Source organism: Streptomyces puniciscabiei, assembly GCF_006715785.1.
GTDB lineage: Bacteria > Actinomycetota > Actinomycetes > Streptomycetales > Streptomycetaceae > Streptomyces > Streptomyces puniciscabiei.
Window position 1 is genome coordinate 5,835,005 of record NZ_VFNX01000001.1, and the last position, 20,892, is coordinate 5,855,896.

The following is a 20,892-nucleotide window of genomic DNA, read 5'->3' on the forward strand; positions in this document are numbered from 1 at the left end:
AGGTCACCACGTGTCCGACCCGCACCAGCTCGTCGTCCTCAACCCCGCCACGGAAGAGGTCGTCGCCACCGTCCCCGCCGCGAGCGAGGAGGACGTGGCCGCAGCCGTCGTACGGGCCAAGCGCGCCCAGACGGGATGGGCCGCCCTCGCCCCCGCCGACCGGGCCCGGCTGCTGCGCCGCTTCGCCGACACCGTCGACGCCCACCTCGAGGAACTCGCCCAGCTGGAGGTCCGCGAGGCCGGCCACACCGTGGGCAACGCCCGCTGGGAGGCCAGCAATGCCCGCGATCTGCTGCTGTACGCGGCCGGGGGCGCCGAACGCCTGCTCGGCAAGCAGATCCCGGTGCCCGGCGGCTGGAACGTCACCTTCCAGGAGCCCCTCGGTGTCGTCGGCGTGATCGCCCCGTGGAACTTCCCGATGCCGATCGCCGCCTGGGGCTCCTTCCCGGCGCTCGCGGCCGGCAACGCGGTCGTCCTCAAGCCCGCCGAGACCACCCCGCTCACCGCGCTCCGGCTCGCGGAACTCGCCCTGGAGGCGGGCCTGCCCGAGCACGTCTTCCAGGTGCTGCCCGGGTACGGCCAGACCGCCGGACGCGCCCTGGTCGACCACCCGGACGTCGCCAAGATCGTGTTCACCGGCTCCACGCGCACCGGCCGCGAGGTCATGGAGCGCTGCGCGAGGCTCGTCAAGCCGGTCACCCTCGAACTCGGCGGCAAGAGCCCCAACGTCGTCTTCGCCGACGCCGACCTCACCACCGCCCTCGACCCCTTCTCCTTCCTGGACAACTCCGGCCAGGACTGCTGCGCCCGCACCCGGATCCTGGTCCAGGAGACGGTGCTGGAGGAGGCCCGCGAGTTCCTCGCCGACGCGCTGGCCGCCGTCGTCGTGGGCGATCCGGCGGACGAGAAGACGCAGATGGGTCCGCTGATCTCCCGTCAACAGCTGGATCGCGTACGGTCGTACGTCCCCGAGGACGCGCCCGCCCTGCGCGGCAGCGCCCCCGACGGCCCCGGCTTCTGGTTCCCGCCGACGGTCCTGACGGGGGAGCGGCCGGACGGCCGGGCGGCCCGCGAGGAGATCTTCGGCCCCGTCGCCGTCCTGCTCCCCTTCACCGACGAGGAGGACGCGGTCCGCCTCGCCAACGACACCCCCTACGGCCTCTCCGGCTCCCTGTGGACCCGGGACCTCGGCCGCGCCCTGCGCGTCTCCCAGGCCGTCCGCGCGGGCAACCTGTCCGTCAACTCCCACTCCAGCGTCCGCTACTGGACCCCGTTCGGCGGCTTCAAGCAGTCCGGCCTCGGCCGCGAGCTGGGCCCCGACGCCCTGACCGCCTTCACCGAGACCAAGAACGTCTTCATCAGCAACGTCACCCCCAGCACGGAGGGCCCCGCACAGTGACCGACAACAGTGTTTGCCGCCGCCTGGTCGGCCGTACCGCCGTCGTGACCGGAGCCGGCAGCGGCATCGGCCTCGCCACCGCCCGCCGGCTCGCCTCCGAGGGCGCCCACGTGGTCTGCGCGGACGTGGACGAGGTCCGCGGCAAGGCCGTGGCCGACGAGGTAGGCGGGCTCTTCGTCAAGGTCGACGTCACCGACCCCGAACAGGTCGAGGCGCTGTTCAAGACGGCGTACGACACCTACGGCAGTGTCGACGTCGCCTTCAACAACGCCGGCATCTCCCCGCCCGACGACGACTCCATCCTGGAGACCGGCCTGGAGGCCTGGAAGCGCGTCCAGGAGGTCAACCTCACCTCGGTCTACCTGTGCTGCAAGGCCGCCATCCCCTACATGCGGCGGCAGGGCAAGGGCTCCATCATCAACACCGCGTCCTTCGTGGCGCGCATGGGCGCGGCGACCTCGCAGATCTCGTACACCGCCTCCAAGGGCGGCGTGCTCGCGATGTCCCGGGAGCTGGGCGTGCAGTTCGCGCGTGAGGGGATCCGGGTGAACGCCCTGTGCCCGGGCCCGGTCAACACCCCGTTGCTGCAGGAGCTGTTCGCGAAGGACCCGGAGCGGGCCGCGCGTCGCCTCGTCCACATCCCGGTCGGACGGTTCGCCGAGGCCGAGGAGATCGCCGCCGCCGTCGCCTTCCTGGCCAGCGACGACTCCTCCTTCGTCAACGCCACCGACTTCCTGGTGGACGGCGGAATCGCGGGCGCGTACGTCACGCCCCTGTAGGCGGCGTCAGAGGAACGTGTGTCCCTCACCCCGGTAGGTGGGCACGGTCGCGGTGACCGTGTCCCCCTCGATCAGGTGCAGGGCGTCGAACCGCTCGCACAGCTCGCCCGCCTTGGCGTGCCGGAACCACACCTTGTCGCCGATGAGCAGGTCGTCGGCGGGCGAGCCGAGCAGCGGGGTCTGCACCTCGCCGGGGCCCTCCTGGGGGTCGTACTCGAGGCCCTCGGGAAGGTACGGCACCGGCAGGCGGTCGGGACCGGCTGCACCAGAGGCCGGGTAGCCGCCGCCGAGCACGGTGACCACGCCGACCCCCGGCCGCCGTACGACGGGCTGGGCGAACAGGGCCGCCGGACGGCCGGTGAACGACGTGTAGTTGTCGAAGAGCCGGGGCACGTACAGGCCCGAACCGGCGGCTATCTCGGTCACCGCGTCCTCGGCGGCGGTGTGCTGCACACTGCCCGTGCCACCGCCGTTGACGAACTCCAGGCCGGGGACGACGGCCCGCACCGCGCGGACGACCGCGGCCCGCCGCTCGGCCAGCTCCCGGCGCGCGGCCGCCTGCATCAGCCGGATGGCCCGGGACCTCAGCGGCCGCCCGGCCACCGCGTCCCCGACGCCCGCGATGTGCCCCTCGTACGCCATGATCCCGACCAGCCGGAAGCCCGGCCGCCGGGCCACCGACCGGGCGAGCTCGGCGAGTTGGGCGGGGGAGTGCAGCGGAGAACGCCGCGCGCCGACCCGGACCCGGCCGCCGAGCAGCTTCAGCGAGGTGTCCAACTCCAGGCAGACCCGCACCACTTCGCGGCCGCCGTCGCGGGCGGCGTCGATGAGGTCGAGGTGTGCCGGGTCGTCCACCATCACGGTCACCGCGCCGGCGAGCTTGGGATCGGCGGCCAGCTCGGCGAAGCCGGCCCGGTCGGCGGACGGATAGGCCAGCAGGATGTCGTCGAACCCGGAGCGCGCGAGCCACAGCGACTCGGCCAGGGTGAACGACATGATGCCCTGGAAGCCGTCCTGGGCCAGGACGCGCTCCAGCAGGGCCCGGCAGCGCACGGACTTGCTGGCGACCCGGACCGGCTTGCCCGCGGCCCGGCGGACGAGATCGGCCGCGTTGGCGTCGAAGGCGTCCAGGTCCACGATCGCGAGAGGGGCGTCGAGATGGGCGGTGGCCCGGTCGTAACGGGCCCGGTCGGCGGCGCGCGCAGTCATGACGGAAGCGTGCCAGACAGGATTACCGCAGGGTAGGGGGACGTACCGGGCAGATGCCCCGCCGCTGCGGACTGGTTCCTTCTCCACCCCGGACAACCCGTAGAGTGACGCGCACGTACGGCGGAACGCGCCCGGCCGCTTCGGCTGAACCGGGATGCCGGTCCGGCCGTACGGGTATGCGTGCCCGGGAGCCTTCGCGCCGGGCGCGGCCGAGCAGCGCAGCGGCCCGCGTACATGAGGACGGCCCGGGCACGAGGAAACGGGGGGTGCATGACCACGGAAGCGCGCCACGCTCCCATCCCGCCGCGCCCCTCGCACCCACCCCGCCCGTCCACCCCGCCCACCGACCCCGACGACGAGCCGTCGGTCTTCACCCCGCCCGCCGGTCGCACGTCCAGTATGGACACGGCAGGCGAGCCGGGCACCTCTCCGGAGCCGCACGCGAACGATGGCCGCCCGTCCGCCGGGGGTTTCGCCGGCAGCCGCGGGTCTTCGGATGGATCACCGGCGGTCGAGGGCCGTGCGTCGGCCGCGGGCCTCGCCCGTGGGGGCGCGGCTTCGGCCGGTGTGGCTGCGAGTGAACTGCGGGGGCCCGCCGGAGGCTTCACGCCGGAGGGCTCCGCCCATGTCGCGGGGACCCGGGGCGACTCCCCGCCCTCGACCGGACGGACGCCAGGCGGTGACTCGGCTTCGGACCGAGGGGCTGTGCGCGAGGGCTCGGCTTCGGCTGTGGGGTCCGTCGGCGGTGGTTTGCCGTCGGCTGGTCGGTCGGCGGACAGCGGCTCGCCCTCGACCGGACGGACGGCAGGCGGTGACTCGGCTTCGGATCGAGGGGCTGTGCGCGAGGGCTCGGCTTCGGCTGCGTGGTCCGTCGGCGGCGGCTCGCGTCGGTCGGCGGGCGGTGGCGCGGCTTCGGATCGAGGGGCTGTGCGCGACGGGTCCGCTTCGGCCGGTCGGTCGGCGGACAGCGGCTCGCCGTCGGCTGGTCGGCCGGCGGGCGGTGACTCGGTTTCGGATCGAGCGTCCGTGCGCCACGGGTCGGCTTCGGCCGGTCGGTCCGGCGGCAATGGCTCGGCTTCCCGCGAGGCCGCTGGGGGTGACGGTCAGGTCCCCCGTGGAGGTGTCGGTGGTCGTGTCGGGCAGGGGGGCCGGCCCGGCGCGCCGCGTCCTGTCGTACCCGCCGCCGGTGAGCCGGTGAGCCCGCCTCCGCCGCCTGCCTCGGCCCGGTTCCCCGACGCGCCGCCGAGCACGGGGCGCGGGGCGCACCGCCCCGGCCGGGAGCCCCGTCGGCCGGGAGCCCCGGTGGAGACCCCCTCGGAGACGACGACCAGGCTCCGCCCGATCACCGCCTCGGAGCCGGCGGTCCCGCGCCGGCCGGTCACGGCGTCGGAGCAGCCGGCCGGTTCCGCGCGTCCGGTCAGCGCGTCCGAGACCACGGCGCGGCTGCGCCCGGTGACCGACGCGCCGAAGGCGCCCCGCCCCGGTGCCGCGCCCGGCCGGCCCTTCGCCGGGCCGGGGGCAGAGCGTCGTACCGCCTCCGCGGTGTCCGCCGGGCGTTCGCAGACGGGTGCCTGGAGTCCCATGGCGCCGGCGCATCCCCTCGGCCCACCGGCGGCCGGCACCTTGGCGCCGGATCCCGCGCTGTCCTGGAGTGCCGCGGTGGCCGCGGGGTCCGTGACGGGGGCCAGGGAGCCCGCGGCGTTCGGTGGGCGGCCCTGGTACCGGGTGGGCCCCCGTACCGCCGCCGCTGCCGCCTGCCTCGTGCTCGGTCTCGGTCTCATCGGCGGTGCCGCGACCGGGAGTTGGCTCACCGACGACGGCGGGGACGACCCCACCGGCGACCACTTCGCCACCGCCGGGGCACTCTGGCACAACGCGCCGGTCGACCAGCTGTTCCCGCCCACCGTCCAGGGCACCGGCGCCGGCCCCGGCGGCGCCGACCGGACCTGGACCAGGATCGCCGTGGCCCCGGACACCGGCTGCGCGCACGCCTTCGACCCGCTGCTGTCCAAGGTGCTCGCCCCGGTCGGCTGCCAGCGGCTCCTGCGCGCCACCTACACCGACGCCACCCAGAGCTACGTCACCACCGTCGGCCTGCTGTTCACCAAGGCCGACCCGGCCGCCATGTCCGCCCTCGCCCACCGCTTCCGCACCGAGCGACTGGACCGGCGCGCCGACCTGATGCCCCGGGCGTACGCGGCCAAGGGCACCACCGCGGCCGGCTTCGGCGACAAGCAGCGCGCCTCCTGGACCATATCCGTCCTCACGGACGCCCCCGTCGTCGCCTACGCCGTCTCCGGCTGGGCCGACGGCCGCAGCGTCGGTGCGCCCCAGCCGGCCGCCGACGCCGTCAGCTCCGGTGCCTCCACCGCGCCGGCCCAGGCCGGGCTCGGCAACGAGGCCCAGGGCCTGGGCGACCGCATCGAACGGCGCCTGCGCCAGAGCATCGGCACGGCCACGGAGAAACCCTCATGAGGCGATCGAGGCGATCGATACGCGTCCGCCACCGCGTGGCACCCGCGGGCACGGCGCTGAGCCTGCTGCTCGCCGGTGCCCTCGCCCTGGCGCCGGCCACCGCCGCGTACGCCGACGGCATCCGTGCCCAGCAGTGGGGCCTGTCCGCGCTGCGCCTGGACGAGGCCTGGCGGACCACCAAGGGCCGGGGCGTCACCGTCGCCGTCCTGGACACCGGCGTCGAGGCCGACCATCCGGACCTCGTCGGCAACGTCCTGCCCGCCAAGGACATGATCGGCTTCGGCGCTGCGCAGGGCGACCGCGACTGGGCCCGGCACGGCACCGCCATGGCCGGCATCATCGCCGGACACGGCCATGGCCCGGGCGACAGCGCCGGCGTCATGGGCGTCGCACCGGAGGCGAAGATCCTGCCCGTGCGGGTGATCCTGGAGGACGGCGACCCCGCCCGCACCAAGGCCCGTACGACCCGCGGCAACGCCCTGGCCGACGGCATCCGCTGGGCCGCCGACCACGGCGCCGACGTCATCAACCTCTCCCTCGGCGACGACTCGAACTCCGCGCACCCCGAGCCCAGCGAGGACGAGGCCGTGCAGTACGCCCTGAAGAAGGGCGTGGTGGTCGTCGCCTCCGCGGGCAACGGCGGGGACAAGGGCGACCACGTCTCCTACCCCGCCGCCTACCCGGGCGTCATCGCCGCCACCGCCGTCGACCGCTACGGCACCCGCGCCTCCTTCTCGACCCGCCGCTGGTACGCCGCGGTCAGCGCGCCCGGCGTCGACGTGGTCATCGCCGACCCCGACCACAAGTACTACGAGGGCTGGGGCACCTCGGCCGCCTCCGCCTTCGTCTCCGGCGCGGCGGCGCTGGTCAAGGCCGCCCACCCCGAGCTGAGCCCGGCCCAGATCAAGAAGCTCCTGGAGGACACCGCCCGGGACGCGCCGGTCGGCGGCCGGGACGACTCCCGGGGTTTCGGCATGATCGACCCGGCGGCGGCCCTGCGGGCGGCGGACCGGCTCAAGCCGCAGAGTCTGCGCGCGGCGTCGTACGGGAAGAGGTACTTCGGCGCCGGCCCGGACAGCCCCAGGGCGGCGTCCTCGACCGCCGACTGGGCGGGCCCCCTGGCCGGCGGCACCGGCGGGGTCCTGCTGGTGGCGGGCGTGGTGCTGTGGCGGGGCCGCAGGCAGCGGTCCTGACGCGACAGGACCCCGGGCCCCGGTGCCCGGAGTCACTCGCCGGTGAACGCCGACACCGCCGCCCGCGCCGCCGCCTCCACCAGCGCGATGCCCTGCGCCTGCGTCCGCGTGCCCTTGGACAGCACGGCCACCAGGTAGTCCGTGCCGCCCACCGTCACCCGCCCGATGCTGTTCACGTCCCACAGGCCTGTCGTACTGCGCGGCAGCCAGCCGTTCTTCAGCGCCCAGGAGTTGCCCTCCGCGGCGCCCGACACCCCCCACTGCTGGTCCGCCTCGACCGACTCCATCAGCCCGCGCACATAGCTCCGGGAGGCCGCGCTCAGCTCGGAACCCTCCCCGAACACCTGCCGGAGCAGGGCGAGTTGGTCCGCGGCCGTGGTCTGCGTCAGTCCCCACAGCTCACCCTCGCCACCGGAGGTCGCGGTCAGCCCGAAGCGCTTGTTCGCCGCGTTCAGGCCGTCCGCACGTCCGACCGTGTGCCACAGTGCCGTCGCGGACGCGTTGTCGCTGTTCTCGATCATCTTCGTGGCGTACGCCTTCTCGGTGGCCGTCAGCCTCCGGTCCGCGTCCTGCGCCTGGAGCAGCAGCGTGGCCAGGATGTCGACCTTCACGATGCTCGCCGTGTCGAAGGCCGCGTTCCCGTACGCGGCGCTCTCCCCGGAGTCCACCGCCAGCACCGCCGCCGACACCTGCGCGCCCGACGGCACGCTCACCGCCGACATCGCCTTGCCCAGCAGCGCCGTCCGGTCCACCGCCGGCTCCGTCCCGGGTCCCACCGAGGCCTCCTCGCCCGCCCCGGCCGAGGGGGAGGCCGAGGTCGTCGCCGCCGACGATACGGCCGCCGGTCCCGAGTGCGCCCGCGCCTTCACATACTCCGTGCCCCCCGCCGTGACCCCGCCCACGGCGACCACGGAGAGGGCGACGGAGAGCAGCGGACGGCGCCGGGGCCGGCGCGCACGACGGCCACGGCGGGCTCCGGAGGACTCCATGCCCGCGATGCTCGAGGCCGGGACCGTGCGCCCTGTTGGCCGGACGTGAGAGGTGGATCAGGGAAGGCTGAGATTCCGGTGAAACCGGTGACGGCGGCGTTTCCGGCCCCGCACAAGCGCCGCGGCCTGCCCCCTATAAGGTCGGTGACCGTGGCGAACAAGAACATTCCCGACCCCGGCTTCTCCGACGACGACGGCTCCGCCGACCCCCGGCTGAGCGCGGCGCTCGCCGCCTGGGCCGAGGACCGCGGCGCCCTCGGGCCCGTCCTCGAGGCGCTCCGGGGCGCCCGCCTGCTGGTCCCGGTCGTCGCCGTGCTCGGCGAGGTCGAGGAGGACGAGAAGGGCTTGCGCCGCGAGAAGACCAGCGACATGGCCGTACCCACCCTGAAGGCAGGCCACCGCACCGCCCTGCCCGCCTTCACCTCCACCGACTCCCTGGCCCGCTGGGACCCGGCGGCCCGCCCGGTCGCCGTACCCCTGCACCAGGCGCTCCAGGCCGCCGCCCACGAGAAGGCCGACACGGTCGTGCTGGACCTCGCCGGACCGGTGCCGTTCGAGCTCACCGGCCCGGCCCTGCTCGCCCTCGCCGAGGGCCGCACCAGCACCGACCCGCTCGCCGACCCGGCCGTGATCGAGGCCGTCCGTACGGCCGTGGCGGCGGAGCCCGCCGTACTGCGCGCCCACCTCGGACCCGGGCAGGCCGACGGCACCCTCGCCCTGGTCCTCGACCCGGCCGCGGTGCCCGCCGAGGCCGCCCGCGCGGTCGCCCAGCGGCTCGCGTCCGACGAAACACTGAGGGCCCGCCTGGTGCGCGGCCTCGACCTGGCACTCCTGCCGGCCGGGACCACGCCTCCGGGCGAGCCCTTGTACGTGAAGGGGTGAATCCACCCCCTTCGGCTAGCCGTAGACCGGGCCGGTGTACTTCTCGCCCGGCCCCTGGCCCGGCTCGTCCGGGACGATCGAGGCCTCGCGGAACGCCAGCTGCAGGGACTTCAGGCCGTCGCGCAGCGGGGCGGCGTGGAAGGAGCTGATCTCGGTCGCGCTCGCGTCCAGCAGCCCGGCGAGCGCGGTGATCAGCTTGCGGGCCTCGTCCAGGTCCTTGCGCTTCTCGCCCTCCTCGCTCAGCCCGAGCTTCACGGCGGCGGCGCTCATCAGGTTGACGGCGACCGTCACGATCACCTCGACGGCGGGGACCTCGGCGATGTCCCGGGTCATCGCGTCGAAGTCGGGGTTCTCAGGAGGGGTCTCACTCATGCCCCACACGATAGGCGGCCCCGTCACGGCGTCGCGATGACGGGTTCCGATTCGCCCTTCCGCGCCCGTGCTGCTAACCTTGTGTAACGACCGGCTGGACCACTGTGCCCAGCCCACAAGTGGAGGCTCCGATCTCCCACCTGACCGTCCCCCGGGACGGCGGGTCACCCGGTCAGGCGGCCACCATCGTTCCGTACGGACGATGGAGTCGCCCGAAAGCGCGCCCCGCGGCATCGCGGCGGTGCTCCGGTAGTGTGTTGGAGCCCCGCCTGTGATCGTCCGGGGCATTTTTTGTGCTTCGGCGCGGTTAGGTCTTACGAAAAGAGACATACGCGGCTGTCCGCCAGACTGCCGTGTGGTGCTACCGAGGAGGATCCATCAGCGCCGAGCCCCGCATCAACGACCGGATTCGCGTTCCCGAGGTGCGACTTGTCGGTCCCAGTGGCGAGCAGGTCGGCATCGTGCCGCTCGCGAAGGCACTGGAGCTTGCGCAGGAGTACGACCTGGACCTGGTCGAGGTCGCGGCGAACGCCCGTCCGCCCGTGTGCAAGCTCATGGACTACGGGAAGTTCAAGTACGAGTCGGCCATGAAGGCCCGTGAGGCGCGCAAGAACCAGGCGCACACGGTCATCAAGGAGATGAAGCTCCGGCCGAAGATCGACCCGCACGACTATGACACCAAGAAGGGTCACGTCGTCCGGTTCCTCAAGCAGGGCGACAAGGTCAAGATCACGATCATGTTCCGTGGTCGCGAGCAGTCCCGGCCCGAGCTGGGCTACCGACTGCTGCAGCGGCTGGCGGAGGACGTCCAGGACCTCGGCTTCGTGGAGTCGAACCCGAAGCAGGACGGCCGGAACATGATCATGGTCCTCGGTCCGCACAAGAAGAAGACCGAGGCGATGGCCGAGGCCCGCCAGGCGCAGGAGGCCCGCAAGGCCGAGGCGAAGGCGAACCCCGGTCGGTCGCAGAACCCTGCCGAGGCTGAGGCGCCGTCCGAGGAGCCTGCCGAGGCGTGATCCCGGGGGACTCCGGTCCCCGAGGATGTAACCGATACAAGAGAGCGACGCTCCACCGTGCCCGGTTTCACGACCGGGCACCGGAGCGCCACCGACGAGGAGATAACGGCGCTATGCCGAAGAACAAGTCGCACAGCGGTGCCAGCAAGCGCTTCAAGATCACCGGCTCCGGCAAGGTGCTCCGCGAGCGCGCCGGCAAGCGCCACCTGCTCGAGCACAAGTCGTCCCGCGTCACGCGTCGCCTCACCGGCAACGCCGAGATGGCCCCGGGCGACGCCGCGAAGATCAAGAAGCTTCTCGGCAAGTGACGCGGCGGCGCCGTCTGAGCGCCGTGCGTCGGGACCGGGACCGAATCGTTTCCGGGTCGTGTGAGGACCACCACGACCCCGCTACAAGGAGTTAACAAGTGGCACGCGTCAAGCGGGCAGTCAACGCCCACAAGAAGCGCCGGGCGATCCTCGAGCAGGCCTCCGGCTACCGCGGTCAGCGTTCGCGCCTGTACCGCAAGGCCAAGGAGCAGGTCACCCACTCGCTGGTCTACAACTACAACGACCGCAAGAAGCGCAAGGGCGACTTCCGTCAGCTGTGGATCCAGCGCATCAACGCCGCTGCCCGCGCCAACGGCATCACCTACAACCGCTTCATCCAGGGTCTGAAGGCCGCGAACGTCGAGGTCGACCGCAAGATCCTGGCCGAGCTGGCCGTCAACGACGCGGGCGCGTTCGCCGCGCTCGTCGAGGTCGCGCAGAAGGCGCTGCCGTCGGACGTCAACGCGCCCAAGGCTGCGTGACGCTGCGCTGGCTCTAGGCCGACGTTCACTGGACCCGCAGGCTTTACGGCTTGCGGGTCCTGTTGTTGGGGCCTGGGTGGTCTTTCGGCTGCGGGTGCGTCGTGGCTGGTCGCGCCCACGCGGCGGAGCCGCATATCGATGCAGCCCCGCGCCCCTTTCGGGGCGCTGCACCGCCCCGGTGCCACAAAAGGAAGACTTTCTTGAGGTGAGCAAGAGGATGCCCCCCGTCAGCCCCGAGCTGATCTCCCCCCGGTCCGCACGTGTCTCCGCCGCCCGGCGGCTCGCCAAGCGGAACTTCCGGGGCAAGGACCGGCTGTTTCTCGCGGAGGGGCCGCAGGCCGTCCGGGAAGCGGCCGGGCATCGGGTCGACGGCACCCCCACCCTCGTCGAGCTGTTCGCCACCGTGGAGGCCGCTGAGCGGTACGCCGACATCGTCGGGGCCGCGCGGAGCGTCGGGGCCCGGGTGCACCTGGCCTCCGAAGAGGTCGTCGCCGACATCTCCACCACCGTCACTCCGCAGGGGCTGGTCGGGGTGTGCCGGTTCCTGGACACGCCCTTCGAGGAGGTCCTCGCCGCCCGGCCGAGGCTGGTCGCCGTACTGGCACATGTGCGGGACCCCGGGAACGCCGGGACCGTGCTGCGCTGCGCCGACGCCGCCGGCGCCGAGGCGGTGATCCTCACCGACGCGTCCGTGGACCTCTACAACCCCAAGGCCGTACGCGCCTCCGTGGGCTCCCACTTCCATCTGCCCGTCGCCGTCGGCGTGCCGGTCGAGCGGGCCGTCGAGGGGCTGAAGGAGGCGGGGGTGCGCATTCTCGCCGCCGACGGGGCAGGGGACCGCGACCTCGACGACGAGCTCGACAAGGGCACCATGGGCGGGCCCACGGCGTGGGTGTTCGGCAACGAGGCCTGGGGGCTGCCCGAGGAGACCCGGGCACTCGCGGACGCCGTGGTGCGCGTCCCGATCCACGGAAAGGCCGAGAGCCTGAACCTCGCCACCGCCGCCGCCGTATGTCTCTACGCGTCGGCTCGTGCACAGCGCGCCTCCGGAGGGTGCCGCTCCGTCACCCAGAGCTAGTAGGGTGACCAGCTCGGGGCCCTGCGCGGTCTGAGAGGTGGGGTACGGGGATGAGTGTGGCCGGCACGAGCGCCGCGCCGGAGGGGCGGGACGCGCAGCGTACGCCCGCGCCCCGGCAGGGTGACCACGGCTGCGGTCTCGACCCCGACCAGTTGCCGGACGGCCTCGTCGTCGCCGACGAGCGCGGCCGCGTCGTCTGCTTCAACGCCGCCGCCGCACGGATCACCGCCCAGCGCCCCGCCGACGCCCTCGGACAGCCCCTGGAGAAGGCGCTGCCGCTGGAGGATCTGGAGGGCCGCCGCTGGTGGCAGCTCACCGACCCCTACGGGGGCCTGGCGATCCGGGTGCGGCAGCCGGAGCGGAATCTGCTGCTGCCCGGCGGGCGGGAGGTGCTGGTCTCCGCCCGGTATGTGCGGGAGCGGCCCCTGGGGCCCGTCCGGCGGGTCGTCGTCTCCCTGCGGGACACCGAGGCCCGCCGCCGCACCGAGCGCAGCCACGCCGAGCTGATCGCGACGGTCGCCCATGAACTGCGCTCCCCCCTCACCTCCGTGAAGGGCTTCACCGCCACGCTGCTCGCCAAGTGGGAACGCTTCACCGACGACCAGAAACGGCTGATGCTGGAGACCGTCGACGCCGACGCCGACCGGGTCACCCGGCTCATCGCCGAGCTGCTGGACATCTCGCGGATCGACTCCGGGCGGCTGGAGGTGCGCCGGCAGCCCGTCGACATCGGGGCCGCCGTCTCCCGGCACATCCAGGCCTATGTCGCCGCGGGCCAGCGGGCCGACCGCTTCCTGCTGCGCATCGAGCAGCCACTGCCCGCTCTGTGGGCCGACCCCGACAAGATCGACCAGGTGCTCAGCAACCTCATCGAAAATGCCGTGCGGCACGGCGAGGGAACCGTCACCATTGACGTCACGCCCACCGCGTCCCCGCGGGAGGGTGAGGAGAACGGCACGTCGGTCACGGTGAGCGACGAAGGGCCCGGCATCCCGGAGGAGTCCATGAACCGCGTCTTCACCCGCTTCTGGCGGGGCAGCAAGCGCGGCGGCACCGGCCTCGGGCTGTACATCGTCAAGGGCATCGTCGAGGCCCACGGCGGCACCATCACGGTCGGCCGCGCCCCCGGCGGCGGCGCCGAGTTCCGATTTACGTTGCCCGTGGCGGCCCCCGCGTATCTCGCGTAGTGGCCCACGGGCGCATTCGTCTACCTCCACCCCGTTAGACTCGGCCTTTGGCACCTTTGTGTCCTTCACGCGGCTGTCACAGCGCTGAGAGTCGGTGTCGGGGACCATCCGCCAGCCAATCGGAAGCACGGGAAGAGATGTCGGCACCCAATAAGTCGTACGACCCTGTCGAGGTCGAGGCGTTGAAACCGGAAGAGATCGAGCGCATGCGGGACGAGGCGCTCGCCGCCTTCGCCGCCGCGGACTCCCTCGACGCGCTCCACGAGGCCAAGGTCGCCCACACCGGCCCCGCCTCCCCGCTGGCCCTCGCCAACCGCGAGATCGGCGCCCTGCCCCCGCACGCCAAGGCCGAGGCCGGCAAGCGCGTCGGCATGGCCCGCGGCGCCGTCAACAAGGCCCTCGCCGGCCGGCAGGCCGAGCTGGAGGCCGAGCGTGACGCCCGCGTACTGGTCGAGGAGGATGTCGACGTCACGCTGCCGTACGACCGCGTCCCGGCCGGCGCCCGCCACCCGCTGACCACGCTCTCGGAGCGCATCGAGGACATCTTCGTGGCCATGGGCTACGAGGTGGCCGAGGGCCCGCAGGTCGAGGCGGAGTGGTTCAACTTCGACGCCCTGAACATCGGCCCCGACCACCCGGCCCGCGGCGAGGCCGACACCTTCTTCGTGCAGGGTCCCGACGGTGGCACCGAGTCCGGTGTCGTGCTGCGCACCCACACGTCGCCCGTGCAGATCCGCTCGCTGCTCGACCGCGAGCTGCCGGTCTACGTGATCTGCCCCGGCCGCGTGTACCGCACCGACGAGCTGGACGCCACCCACACGCCCGTCTTCCACCAGGTCGAGCTGCTCGCCGTGGACGAGGGCCTGACCATGGCCGACCTCAAGGGCACCCTGGACCACATGGTCCAGTCGCTGTTCGGCGAGGGCATGAAGACGCGGCTGCGGCCGAACTTCTTCCCCTTCACCGAGCCGAGCGCCGAGATGGACATGCTCTGCTACGTCTGCAAGGGCGAGTCCGTCGGCAACCCCGACCGCCCCTGCCGGACCTGCTCGTCCGAGGGCTGGATCGAGCTCGGCGGCTGCGGCATGGTCAACCCGCGGGTGCTCACCGCCTGCGGTGTCGACCCGGAGAAGTACAGCGGCTTCGCCTTCGGGTTCGGCATCGAGCGGATGCTGATGTTCCGCCACAACGTGGAAGACATGCGAGACATGGTCGAGGGTGACGTCCGGTTCACCCGGCCGTTCGGGATGGAGATCTGATGCGGGTCCCGCTTTCTTGGCTGCGGGAGTACGTCGACCTGCCGGCGACGGAAACCGGCCGCGACGTCCAGGAGAAGCTCGTCTCGGCCGGGCTCGAGGTCGAGACCGTCGAACAGCTCGGCGCCGACCTCAAGGGCCCGCTGGTCGTCGGCCAGGTGCTGACCATCGAGGAGCTGGAGGGCTTCAAGAAGCCGATCCGGTTCTGCACCGTCGACGTCGGCCAGGCCAACGGCACCGGCGAGCCCCAGGAGATCGTCTGCGGCGCCCGCAACTTCGCCGTCGGCGACAAGGTCGTGGTCGTCCTTCCCGGCGCCACGCTGCCGGGCGGCTTCTCCATCTCCGCCCGCAAGACCTACGGCAAGACGTCCCACGGCATGATCTGCTCCACCGACGAGCTGGGCATGGGCGACGACGGCACCCACGGCATCATCGTGCTGCCGCCGGAGACCGAGGTCGGCAAGGACGCCATCGAGCTGCTGGAGCTGGTCGACGAGGTCCTGGACATCGCCGTCACCGCCAACCGCGGCGACTGCCTGTCCATCCGCGGTGTCGCCCGCGAGGCCGCCATCGCCTACGGCCTGCCGCTGCGCGACCCGGCCCTGATCGACGTACCGGCCCCGAACGCCTACGGCTACCCGGTCCAGGTCGCCGACCCCTTCGGCTGCGACCGGTTCGTCGCCCGCACGGTCACCGGCCTGCGCCCCGAGGCCCGCTCCCCGATCTGGCTGCAGCGCCGGCTGCAGAAGGTCGGCATGCGCCCGATCTCGCTCGCCGTCGACGTCACGAACTACGTGATGATGGAGCTGGGCCAGCCCCTGCACGCCTACGACCGCAAGCTGGTCCAGGGCACCATCGGCGTACGCCGGGCCCAGGAGGGCGAGAAGCTCGTCACCCTCGACGGCGTCGAGCGCAAGCTGCACGCCGAGGACCTGGTCATCACCGACGACCGCGGCCCGATCGGCCTCGCCGGTGTGATGGGCGGCGCCAACACCGAGATCGCCGACCACGAGGTCACCGAGGACGGCGTCAACGGCACCACCGACGTGGTCATCGAGGCCGCCCACTTCGACGCCGTCGCGATCGCCCGTACGTCCCGCCGCCAGAAGCTGCTGTCCGAGGCGTCCCGCCGCTTCGAGCGCGGCGTCGACCCGCAGGCCGCGGCCGCGGCGGCGCAGCGCACGGTGGATCTGCTGGTGCTGCTCGCGGGCGGCACGGCCGAGGCGGGCGTCACCGAGATCGTCGCGCCGTCCGCGCCGCACACCATCACCATCCCGGCCGACCACCCCGACAAGGTCGCGGGCGTCGTCTACGGCCGTGAGACCGTCGTCCGCCGCCTGCAGCAGGTCGGCTGTGACGTCTACGGGCAGGACGAGCTGATCGTCACCGTCCCGTCCTGGCGGCCCGACCTGGTCGACCCGAACGACCTCGCCGAGGAGGTCATCCGCCTCGAGGGCTACGAGAACCTGCCCTCCACGCTGCCCAAGCTGCCCTCGGGCCGTGGTCTGACCCACCGTCAGCGGCTGCACCGCCGGGTCGGCCGCGCGCTGGCCGGCGCGGGCTATGTCGAGGCGCCGAACTACCCCTTCCTCGGCGAGCAGGTCTTCGACCAGCTCGGCCTGGCGGCCGACGACCCGGCCCGCCGTGTCGTCAAGCTGGTCAACCCGCTCAGCGACGAGGAGCCCGCGCTGCGTACGACGCTGCTGCCGGGCCTCCTCGGTGCCCTGCGGCGCAACGACGGCCGGGGCTCGCACGACCTGGCGCTGTTCGAGACCGGGCTGGTGTTCCACCCCGGTGCGGAGCAGCGGGTCGCCACGCACCTGCCCGTCGACCGGCGTCCCACCGACGAGGAGATCGCCGCGCTGAACGCCGCGCTGCCCGAGCAGCCGCGGCACGTGGCCGTCGTCCTCACCGGCGCCCGCGAGCAGGCCGGCTGGTGGGGCAAGGGCCGGCCGGCGGACTGGGCCGACGCGGTGGAGGCGGCGCGCGCCGTCGCCCGTGAGGCCGGAGCCGAACTGATCGTCCGCAAGGGCCAGTACGGCCCCTGGCACCCCGGCCGCTGTGCCGAGCTGGCGGTCGTCGCCGACGGCACCGAGCAGGTCATCGGCCACGCGGGCGAGCTGCACCCGCGGGTGCTGAAGGCGCTCGGACTGCCCGAGCGCACCTGTGCGATGGAGCTGAACCTGGACGCCCTGGAGGCGGTCGGAGACGGCGCCCCGCAGGCGCCGGGCATCTCCACGTTCCCGGTCGCCACGCAGGATGTGGCGCTCGTGGTCGACAGGCCCGTCCCCTCCGGGGAGGTCGAGGCGGCGCTGCGTGACGGTGCGGGTGAACTCCTCGAGTCCATCCGGCTGTTCGACGTCTATGAGAACGCGGAGCAGCTGGGCGAGGGCAAGAAGTCGCTCGCGTACGCGTTGCGCTTCCGCGCGGCTGACCGGACGCTGACCGTGGACGAGGCTTCGGCGGCTCGGGACGCGGCGGTTGCCCTCGCGGGTGAGCGTACGGGTGCAGTCCTGAGGGGCTGATCGCCGTAGCGGGTTCTGTGCGCGGCCGGCTGCGGGTCCTCCGTGGCCGGTCGCGCGCACGCGGCGGAGCCGCATGTCGAACACAGCCCCGCGCCCCTTTGGGGCGCCGCAGTGCCGTCGGCTTCGCATGCCGCCGCCCGGGGCAGTCAGCCGGCCCTGAGCTCACGGATACCCTCGAGCGCCAGTGCCTCGGCGTGCCGGTTGCCGAGGCTCCGGGCCAGTTCCAGGGCCTCGCGGTGCAGTCGTAGCGCCTCGTCCGGGTGGCCCGCGAGGCGGTACGTCTCGGCGTAGCCGTTGAGGAAGTGGATCTTCCAGTGTTCCTCGAACAGCTCGTCCAGCAGGGCGAACGCCTCCCGGTGGCTGGCCAGGGCCTCCTCGTAGCGGCCCATCTGCCGCAGTGCCACGCCCATGCAGTTGAGGCACCACGCCTGGTTGTTGAGGTGCCCGTCGTCGCGGGCCAGCGTCAGGGCCTGGCGCAGTTGCTCCGCCGACGCCTCCGGGTCCTCCTGTACGACGGCCAGGCCGAGCGTGATCCGGGCCGTCAGGCCGGGCGGCCACGCGGGGTCGGTGTGGGCGAGCTCCAGCACCTGCCGGGCCAGTCGGGCCGCCTCCTCACGGTGTCCCAGCTGGAGCAGTGTCCAGGCCTCCGAAGCGGCCGCGTGGGCCGCTCCCGTCGGGCAGCCGGCCGCGGGGTCGAGCGGCGGCCGGCCCTCGGTGAAGCCGTGCAGGTCGACATAGAGCTGTGCGTCGGGGAAGCCGGCGGTGAGCCGATGCGCGGCGTGCACCGCCAGACAGGTCTTGCCGACGCCCGCCATGCCGTCCACGGAGACCGCCCGATGGCTCTCGACGGCGGCCAGCACGGCGGCGAGCTGCTCCTCGCGCCCGGTGAAGTCGGGCACGTCGCGCGGCAGGTCGTTGCGGGCCGGCGGGCGGCCCTGGCGGGTGCTCTTCGGGGGCGCGGGCAGGGGGTTCGAGGCCCGTTCCCACACCGGACGCAGCGGGCGGGGGTCGCGCTTGACGAGGCGGCAGAGGTCCACCACCGCGGGCCAGGGCGGCACGGTCTGCCCGTTGAGGTAGCGCGAGAGCGACGAGGAGCTGAGGCCGGTGTCCCGCGCGAGGGCCCGCACACCCAGCCCGGACACCTCCTGGAGCAGACGCAGCCGGGCCGCCAGCTCCTCCTGAGGGTCGTTCTTCGCCGTCCGTTCGTGCGCCTGCACTGTTCCCCCCGTCGTCGGGTCCCGCGCCGACGGAAGTCTTCCGGGCCAAGTCGCCGCTGGTCAAGGCCGTTTGAGCTGTCCCACGGTGTCCCATCGCCGTGGTCCGGGCGAGCGTTCGGCGCTGTCATGGAGTCACGCCCCGACGACAGCGGGGCACCGACCACCGAAGGAGCGGACCGAGATGCAGTCCCGTATGCAGAACCCCGCCGTCGTCCTGTCCGACGCGATGCAGCCCATCCAGCAGCTGTTCAAGGCCGTGCACTCCGGCGGAGTGGACCCGCAGACGCTGGAGCTGGTGCATCTGCGGGTCAGCCAGATCAACGGGTGCAGTGCCTGCGTCGACGCCGGCGCCAGGACGGCCCGCAAGGCGGGAGTGAGCGACGAGCGGCTGGCCACGGTCGCCGCCTGGCGGGAGGCCCCGTACTTCACCGACGAGGAGCGGGCGGCCCTCACGCTGGCCGAGGCCGCGACGCGGCTCGCCGACCGTCCCGACGCGGTGAGCGACGAGGTCTGGGACACGGCCGCCACCTACTACGACGAGAAGCAGCTGGCCGCGCTCGTCCTGATGATCGGCGTCACCAACCTGTTCAACCGGCTCAACGCCACCACCCGTCAGATCGCCGGCGCGTGGGGCTGACCCCCGCCGTCCCCCGTCCCGCCCTCACGCAACCGAAGGAAAGCGAAGGAAAACCGCCATGAGCGACGCACAGCGGACCGCCCGCCGCACCACCGCCGCCTCCGGGGGGGGTTCACGGACGAGGAACGAGCGGCGATGAAGGAACGGGCCAAGGAGCTCAAGGCGTCCGCGCGCGGCGCGTCGCGCGCCGCCAAGGCGGCGGAGGACGAGGCCGCCGTGCTCGCCAGGATCGCCGAGATGCGGGAGCCGGACCGGGCCATGGCCGAACGGATCCACGCCGTCGTCAAGGCCGCCGCGCCCGAGCTCGCCCCGAGGCTCTGGTACGGGATGCCGGCGTACGCCCTGGACGGCAAGGTCGTCTGCTTCTTCCAGAGCGCGGAGAAGTTCACGTCGCGCTACGCGACCTTCGGCTTCAGTGACAGGGCGAACCTCGACGAAGGCACCATGTGGCCCGCCTCCTACGCCCTGAAGGAACTGACCGCCGCCGACGAGGCGAGGATCGGCGAACTCGTGAGGAAGGCCGTCGGCTGAGGCCCGGCGGAGGGGTTCACCCCCTCGGCGAGCTGCATAAATGCGACTTGACCGGCGCGGGCTCACTCGTTCGGGTGGGAACCGGCGGTGATCCGGTCCTCCCGGGCCATGCCCTGGACAGAATCGGACCGGCCTTTCGGGGTCGGTCCGTCTGCTCTTTCAGGGCCCACATGGGGGACCAGAGGCATGATCCGCATCAAGGCACGGGCACCCACCGCGCGGGCAGCAGCACTGCCCACGGTCTGGGGAGCCGTGGCGGTCGCCTACAAGTTCGGCTGCCCGCTCGCCCAGCAGAACGGCCTCGGCGCGCGCATCGTCACCAGCGCCGTCTTCTTCGCCGTCGGCACCGGGCTGATAGCCCATGTCCGGCGCGCGCTGCTGCGGGAGCTGCGGCAGGTCCGCCGGGTGGCGCGGGCCGCGCAGAGCGTCGTACTGCGTCCCCTGCCCCCGCGCCTCGACGGGCTGCGCGTCGCCGCCGCCCAGCTGTCCGCGGACCGGGGCGCGAGCGTCGGCGGCGACCTGTACGAGGCGATCGCCACCGAGCACGGGGTGCGGGTGGTGATGGGCGACGTACGCGGGCACGGTCTCGCCGCGCTCGGCACGGTCGCCGCCGTCCTCGGCAGTTTCCGCGAGGCCGCGCACGACGAACCCGAACTCGGCGGTGTCCTCGCCCGGTTGGACCGCGCCCTCGCCCGGCACCTGCGGGAACGGGCCCGTGCCGAACACCCCGCGCACGGCGGCCAGGAGCCCGACCAGCCGGTCGCCGAGGAGTTCGTCACCGTCCTGCTCCTGGAGATCGACCGCGACGGCCGGCTGCGCGCCCTCAACTGCGGTCATCCGTGGCCGTATCTGCTCAGCGGCACGAGAGTCGAACCGTTGACGCGCGTCGACCCGCTGCCGCCGCTCGGCCCGTTCCCGCTTCCCGCCGAGCTGGAGGCCGAGTCGTGCGGTCATCTGGTTCCGGGTGAGTCCCTGGTTCTCTTCACGGACGGGGTGGAGGACGCGAGGGACAGCCGGGGGCGGTTCTTCTCACTGCCGAGGACGCTCCGCGAAGTCGTACGCGATCATCCCGTCTCTCCGCAGACGGTCCTGCGCACCGTTTTCAGGGCGCTCCTGCACCACACCTCCGGCAAACCCACGGACGACATAGCACTACTGGTCCTGCGCAACGATCGCACGCGGGGCGAGGCGTCCTGCCCCGGGGCGCGGCACCCCCGTAGCCGGCCCGGCCAAGCCACCGCTTTTCGAGGGGGAGCCGGCGGCTTGGCCGGCACTTAAGTCAACCGGTCCGGCACGCTGAGCGACACCGCGTGTACAGCGCGGATGCACGTGTTCCGTTCACACCCCGTGTGAAGGC

At 73.0% G+C, this 20,892-nt stretch carries 19 protein-coding genes; 15 read left to right on the top strand and 4 right to left on the bottom strand.

Annotation, left to right across the window (positions count from 1 at the left end):
- Positions 1 to 10 precede the first annotated feature (10 nt).
- Positions 11 to 1,399: an aldehyde dehydrogenase family protein gene (locus FB563_RS27020; RefSeq protein WP_055707225.1), complete on the top strand. Its 1,389-nt coding sequence runs from the start codon at positions 11 to 13 to the stop codon at positions 1,397 to 1,399.
- Positions 1,396 to 2,178, top strand: coding sequence for a 3-oxoacyl-ACP reductase (locus FB563_RS27025; RefSeq protein ID WP_055707226.1), 783 nt, complete (start codon positions 1,396 to 1,398; stop codon positions 2,176 to 2,178). Before FB563_RS27020 ends, FB563_RS27025 begins: the two co-directional genes overlap by 4 nt.
- 6 nt (positions 2,179 to 2,184) lie before the next feature.
- Here the strand turns inward: FB563_RS27025 and FB563_RS27030 are convergent, their stop codons facing one another.
- Complete coding sequence (locus FB563_RS27030) at positions 2,185 to 3,387, bottom strand: amino acid deaminase/aldolase (RefSeq protein WP_055707227.1); 1,203 nt, start codon at positions 3,385 to 3,387, stop codon at positions 2,185 to 2,187.
- 1,302 nt (positions 3,388 to 4,689) lie between these two features.
- Here FB563_RS27030 and FB563_RS44175 point away from each other — a divergent pair.
- On the top strand, positions 4,690 to 5,862 hold the full coding sequence (locus FB563_RS44175) for a hypothetical protein (RefSeq protein ID WP_324615825.1): 1,173 nt from the start codon (positions 4,690 to 4,692) through the stop codon (positions 5,860 to 5,862).
- Positions 5,859 to 7,055, top strand: a complete 1,197-nt coding sequence (gene mycP, locus FB563_RS27040) for a type VII secretion-associated serine protease mycosin (RefSeq protein WP_055704001.1) — start codon at positions 5,859 to 5,861, stop codon at positions 7,053 to 7,055. Before FB563_RS44175 ends, mycP begins: the two co-directional genes overlap by 4 nt.
- Before the next feature lie 32 nt (positions 7,056 to 7,087).
- On the opposite strand, the gene FB563_RS27045 is transcribed toward mycP, so the two are convergent.
- On the bottom strand, positions 7,088 to 8,044 hold the full coding sequence (locus tag FB563_RS27045) for a serine hydrolase (protein ID WP_055704002.1): 957 nt from the start codon (positions 8,042 to 8,044) through the stop codon (positions 7,088 to 7,090).
- A 150-nt stretch (positions 8,045 to 8,194) separates the two neighbouring features.
- Between FB563_RS27045 and FB563_RS27050 the strand changes: the two genes are divergently transcribed.
- A complete protein-coding gene (locus FB563_RS27050; RefSeq protein ID WP_055704032.1) occupies positions 8,195 to 8,926 on the top strand; it encodes an SseB family protein in 732 nt (243 codons plus the stop codon).
- Between the two features lie 15 nt (positions 8,927 to 8,941).
- Here the strand turns inward: FB563_RS27050 and FB563_RS27055 are convergent, their stop codons facing one another.
- Positions 8,942 to 9,298: a DUF1844 domain-containing protein gene (locus FB563_RS27055; RefSeq protein ID WP_063797018.1), complete on the bottom strand. Its 357-nt coding sequence runs from the start codon at positions 9,296 to 9,298 to the stop codon at positions 8,942 to 8,944.
- Positions 9,299 to 9,651: 353 nt separating this feature from the next.
- On the opposite strand from FB563_RS27055, the gene infC reads away from it, so the two are divergent.
- The 7 genes from infC to pheT all read left to right on the top strand — a co-directional run bounded on the left by infC (position 9,652) and on the right by pheT (position 17,150).
- Positions 9,652 to 10,314: a translation initiation factor IF-3 gene (gene infC / locus FB563_RS27060; protein WP_079048523.1), complete on the top strand. Its 663-nt coding sequence runs from the start codon at positions 9,652 to 9,654 to the stop codon at positions 10,312 to 10,314.
- Between the two features lie 113 nt (positions 10,315 to 10,427).
- A complete protein-coding gene (rpmI, locus tag FB563_RS27065; protein WP_003977225.1) occupies positions 10,428 to 10,622 on the top strand; it encodes a 50S ribosomal protein L35 in 195 nt (64 codons plus the stop codon).
- 98 nt (positions 10,623 to 10,720) lie between these two features.
- On the top strand, positions 10,721 to 11,104 hold the full coding sequence (rplT, locus tag FB563_RS27070) for a 50S ribosomal protein L20 (protein ID WP_004002577.1): 384 nt from the start codon (positions 10,721 to 10,723) through the stop codon (positions 11,102 to 11,104).
- Positions 11,105 to 11,321: 217 nt separating this feature from the next.
- On the top strand, positions 11,322 to 12,182 hold the full coding sequence (locus tag FB563_RS27075) for a TrmH family RNA methyltransferase (protein ID WP_055704033.1): 861 nt from the start codon (positions 11,322 to 11,324) through the stop codon (positions 12,180 to 12,182).
- A 50-nt stretch (positions 12,183 to 12,232) separates the two neighbouring features.
- Positions 12,233 to 13,369, top strand: a complete 1,137-nt coding sequence (locus FB563_RS27080) for a sensor histidine kinase (RefSeq protein WP_055704005.1) — start codon at positions 12,233 to 12,235, stop codon at positions 13,367 to 13,369.
- A 137-nt stretch (positions 13,370 to 13,506) separates the two neighbouring features.
- Positions 13,507 to 14,628 carry a phenylalanine--tRNA ligase subunit alpha gene (gene pheS / locus FB563_RS27085; protein ID WP_055704006.1) on the top strand — a complete coding sequence of 374 codons (1,122 nt, stop codon included), beginning with the start codon at positions 13,507 to 13,509 and terminating at the stop codon, positions 14,626 to 14,628.
- Positions 14,628 to 17,150: a phenylalanine--tRNA ligase subunit beta gene (pheT, locus tag FB563_RS27090; RefSeq protein ID WP_055704007.1), complete on the top strand. Its 2,523-nt coding sequence runs from the start codon at positions 14,628 to 14,630 to the stop codon at positions 17,148 to 17,150. The genes pheS and pheT overlap by 1 nt, the downstream gene beginning before the upstream one ends.
- Before the next feature lie 146 nt (positions 17,151 to 17,296).
- On the opposite strand, the gene FB563_RS44970 is transcribed toward pheT, so the two are convergent.
- The gene (locus FB563_RS44970; RefSeq protein ID WP_055704008.1) at positions 17,297 to 18,367 is read right to left on the bottom strand and encodes a tetratricopeptide repeat protein; all 1,071 of its coding nucleotides are present in this window, start codon (positions 18,365 to 18,367) and stop codon (positions 17,297 to 17,299) included.
- 181 nt (positions 18,368 to 18,548) lie between these two features.
- Between FB563_RS44970 and FB563_RS27100 the strand changes: the two genes are divergently transcribed.
- From FB563_RS27100 to FB563_RS27110, 3 genes are all read left to right on the top strand, one after another.
- Complete coding sequence (locus FB563_RS27100; protein WP_055704009.1) at positions 18,549 to 19,004, top strand: carboxymuconolactone decarboxylase family protein; 456 nt, start codon at positions 18,549 to 18,551, stop codon at positions 19,002 to 19,004.
- Positions 19,005 to 19,139: 135 nt separating this feature from the next.
- Positions 19,140 to 19,535: an iron chaperone gene (locus tag FB563_RS27105; protein ID WP_055704010.1), complete on the top strand. Its 396-nt coding sequence runs from the start codon at positions 19,140 to 19,142 to the stop codon at positions 19,533 to 19,535.
- Positions 19,536 to 19,721: 186 nt separating this feature from the next.
- Positions 19,722 to 20,813, top strand: a complete 1,092-nt coding sequence (locus FB563_RS27110) for a PP2C family protein-serine/threonine phosphatase (protein WP_055704011.1) — start codon at positions 19,722 to 19,724, stop codon at positions 20,811 to 20,813.
- The last annotated feature ends 79 nt before the right edge of the window (positions 20,814 to 20,892 follow it).

Excerpts from the sequence above, each read along its gene's own strand:
- FB563_RS27030 (WP_055707227.1), bottom strand. The coding sequence starts at position 3,387 with ATGACTGCGCGCGCCGCCGACCGGGCCCGTTACGACCGGGCCACCGCC.
- mycP (WP_055704001.1), top strand. The coding sequence starts at position 5,859 with ATGAGGCGATCGAGGCGATCGATACGCGTCCGCCACCGCGTGGCACCC.
- FB563_RS27045 (WP_055704002.1), bottom strand. The coding sequence starts at position 8,044 with ATGGAGTCCTCCGGAGCCCGCCGTGGCCGTCGTGCGCGCCGGCCCCGG.
- FB563_RS27055 (WP_063797018.1), bottom strand. The coding sequence starts at position 9,298 with ATGAGTGAGACCCCTCCTGAGAACCCCGACTTCGACGCGATGACCCGG.
- rpmI (WP_003977225.1), top strand. The coding sequence starts at position 10,428 with ATGCCGAAGAACAAGTCGCACAGCGGTGCCAGCAAGCGCTTCAAGATC.
- FB563_RS27075 (WP_055704033.1), top strand. The coding sequence starts at position 11,322 with ATGCCCCCCGTCAGCCCCGAGCTGATCTCCCCCCGGTCCGCACGTGTC.
- FB563_RS27080 (WP_055704005.1), top strand. The coding sequence starts at position 12,233 with ATGAGTGTGGCCGGCACGAGCGCCGCGCCGGAGGGGCGGGACGCGCAG.
- pheS (WP_055704006.1), top strand. The coding sequence starts at position 13,507 with ATGTCGGCACCCAATAAGTCGTACGACCCTGTCGAGGTCGAGGCGTTG.
- pheT (WP_055704007.1), top strand. The coding sequence starts at position 14,628 with ATGCGGGTCCCGCTTTCTTGGCTGCGGGAGTACGTCGACCTGCCGGCG.
- FB563_RS27100 (WP_055704009.1), top strand. The coding sequence starts at position 18,549 with ATGCAGTCCCGTATGCAGAACCCCGCCGTCGTCCTGTCCGACGCGATG.
- FB563_RS27105 (WP_055704010.1), top strand. The coding sequence starts at position 19,140 with ATGAAGGAACGGGCCAAGGAGCTCAAGGCGTCCGCGCGCGGCGCGTCG.
- FB563_RS27110 (WP_055704011.1), top strand. The coding sequence starts at position 19,722 with ATGATCCGCATCAAGGCACGGGCACCCACCGCGCGGGCAGCAGCACTG.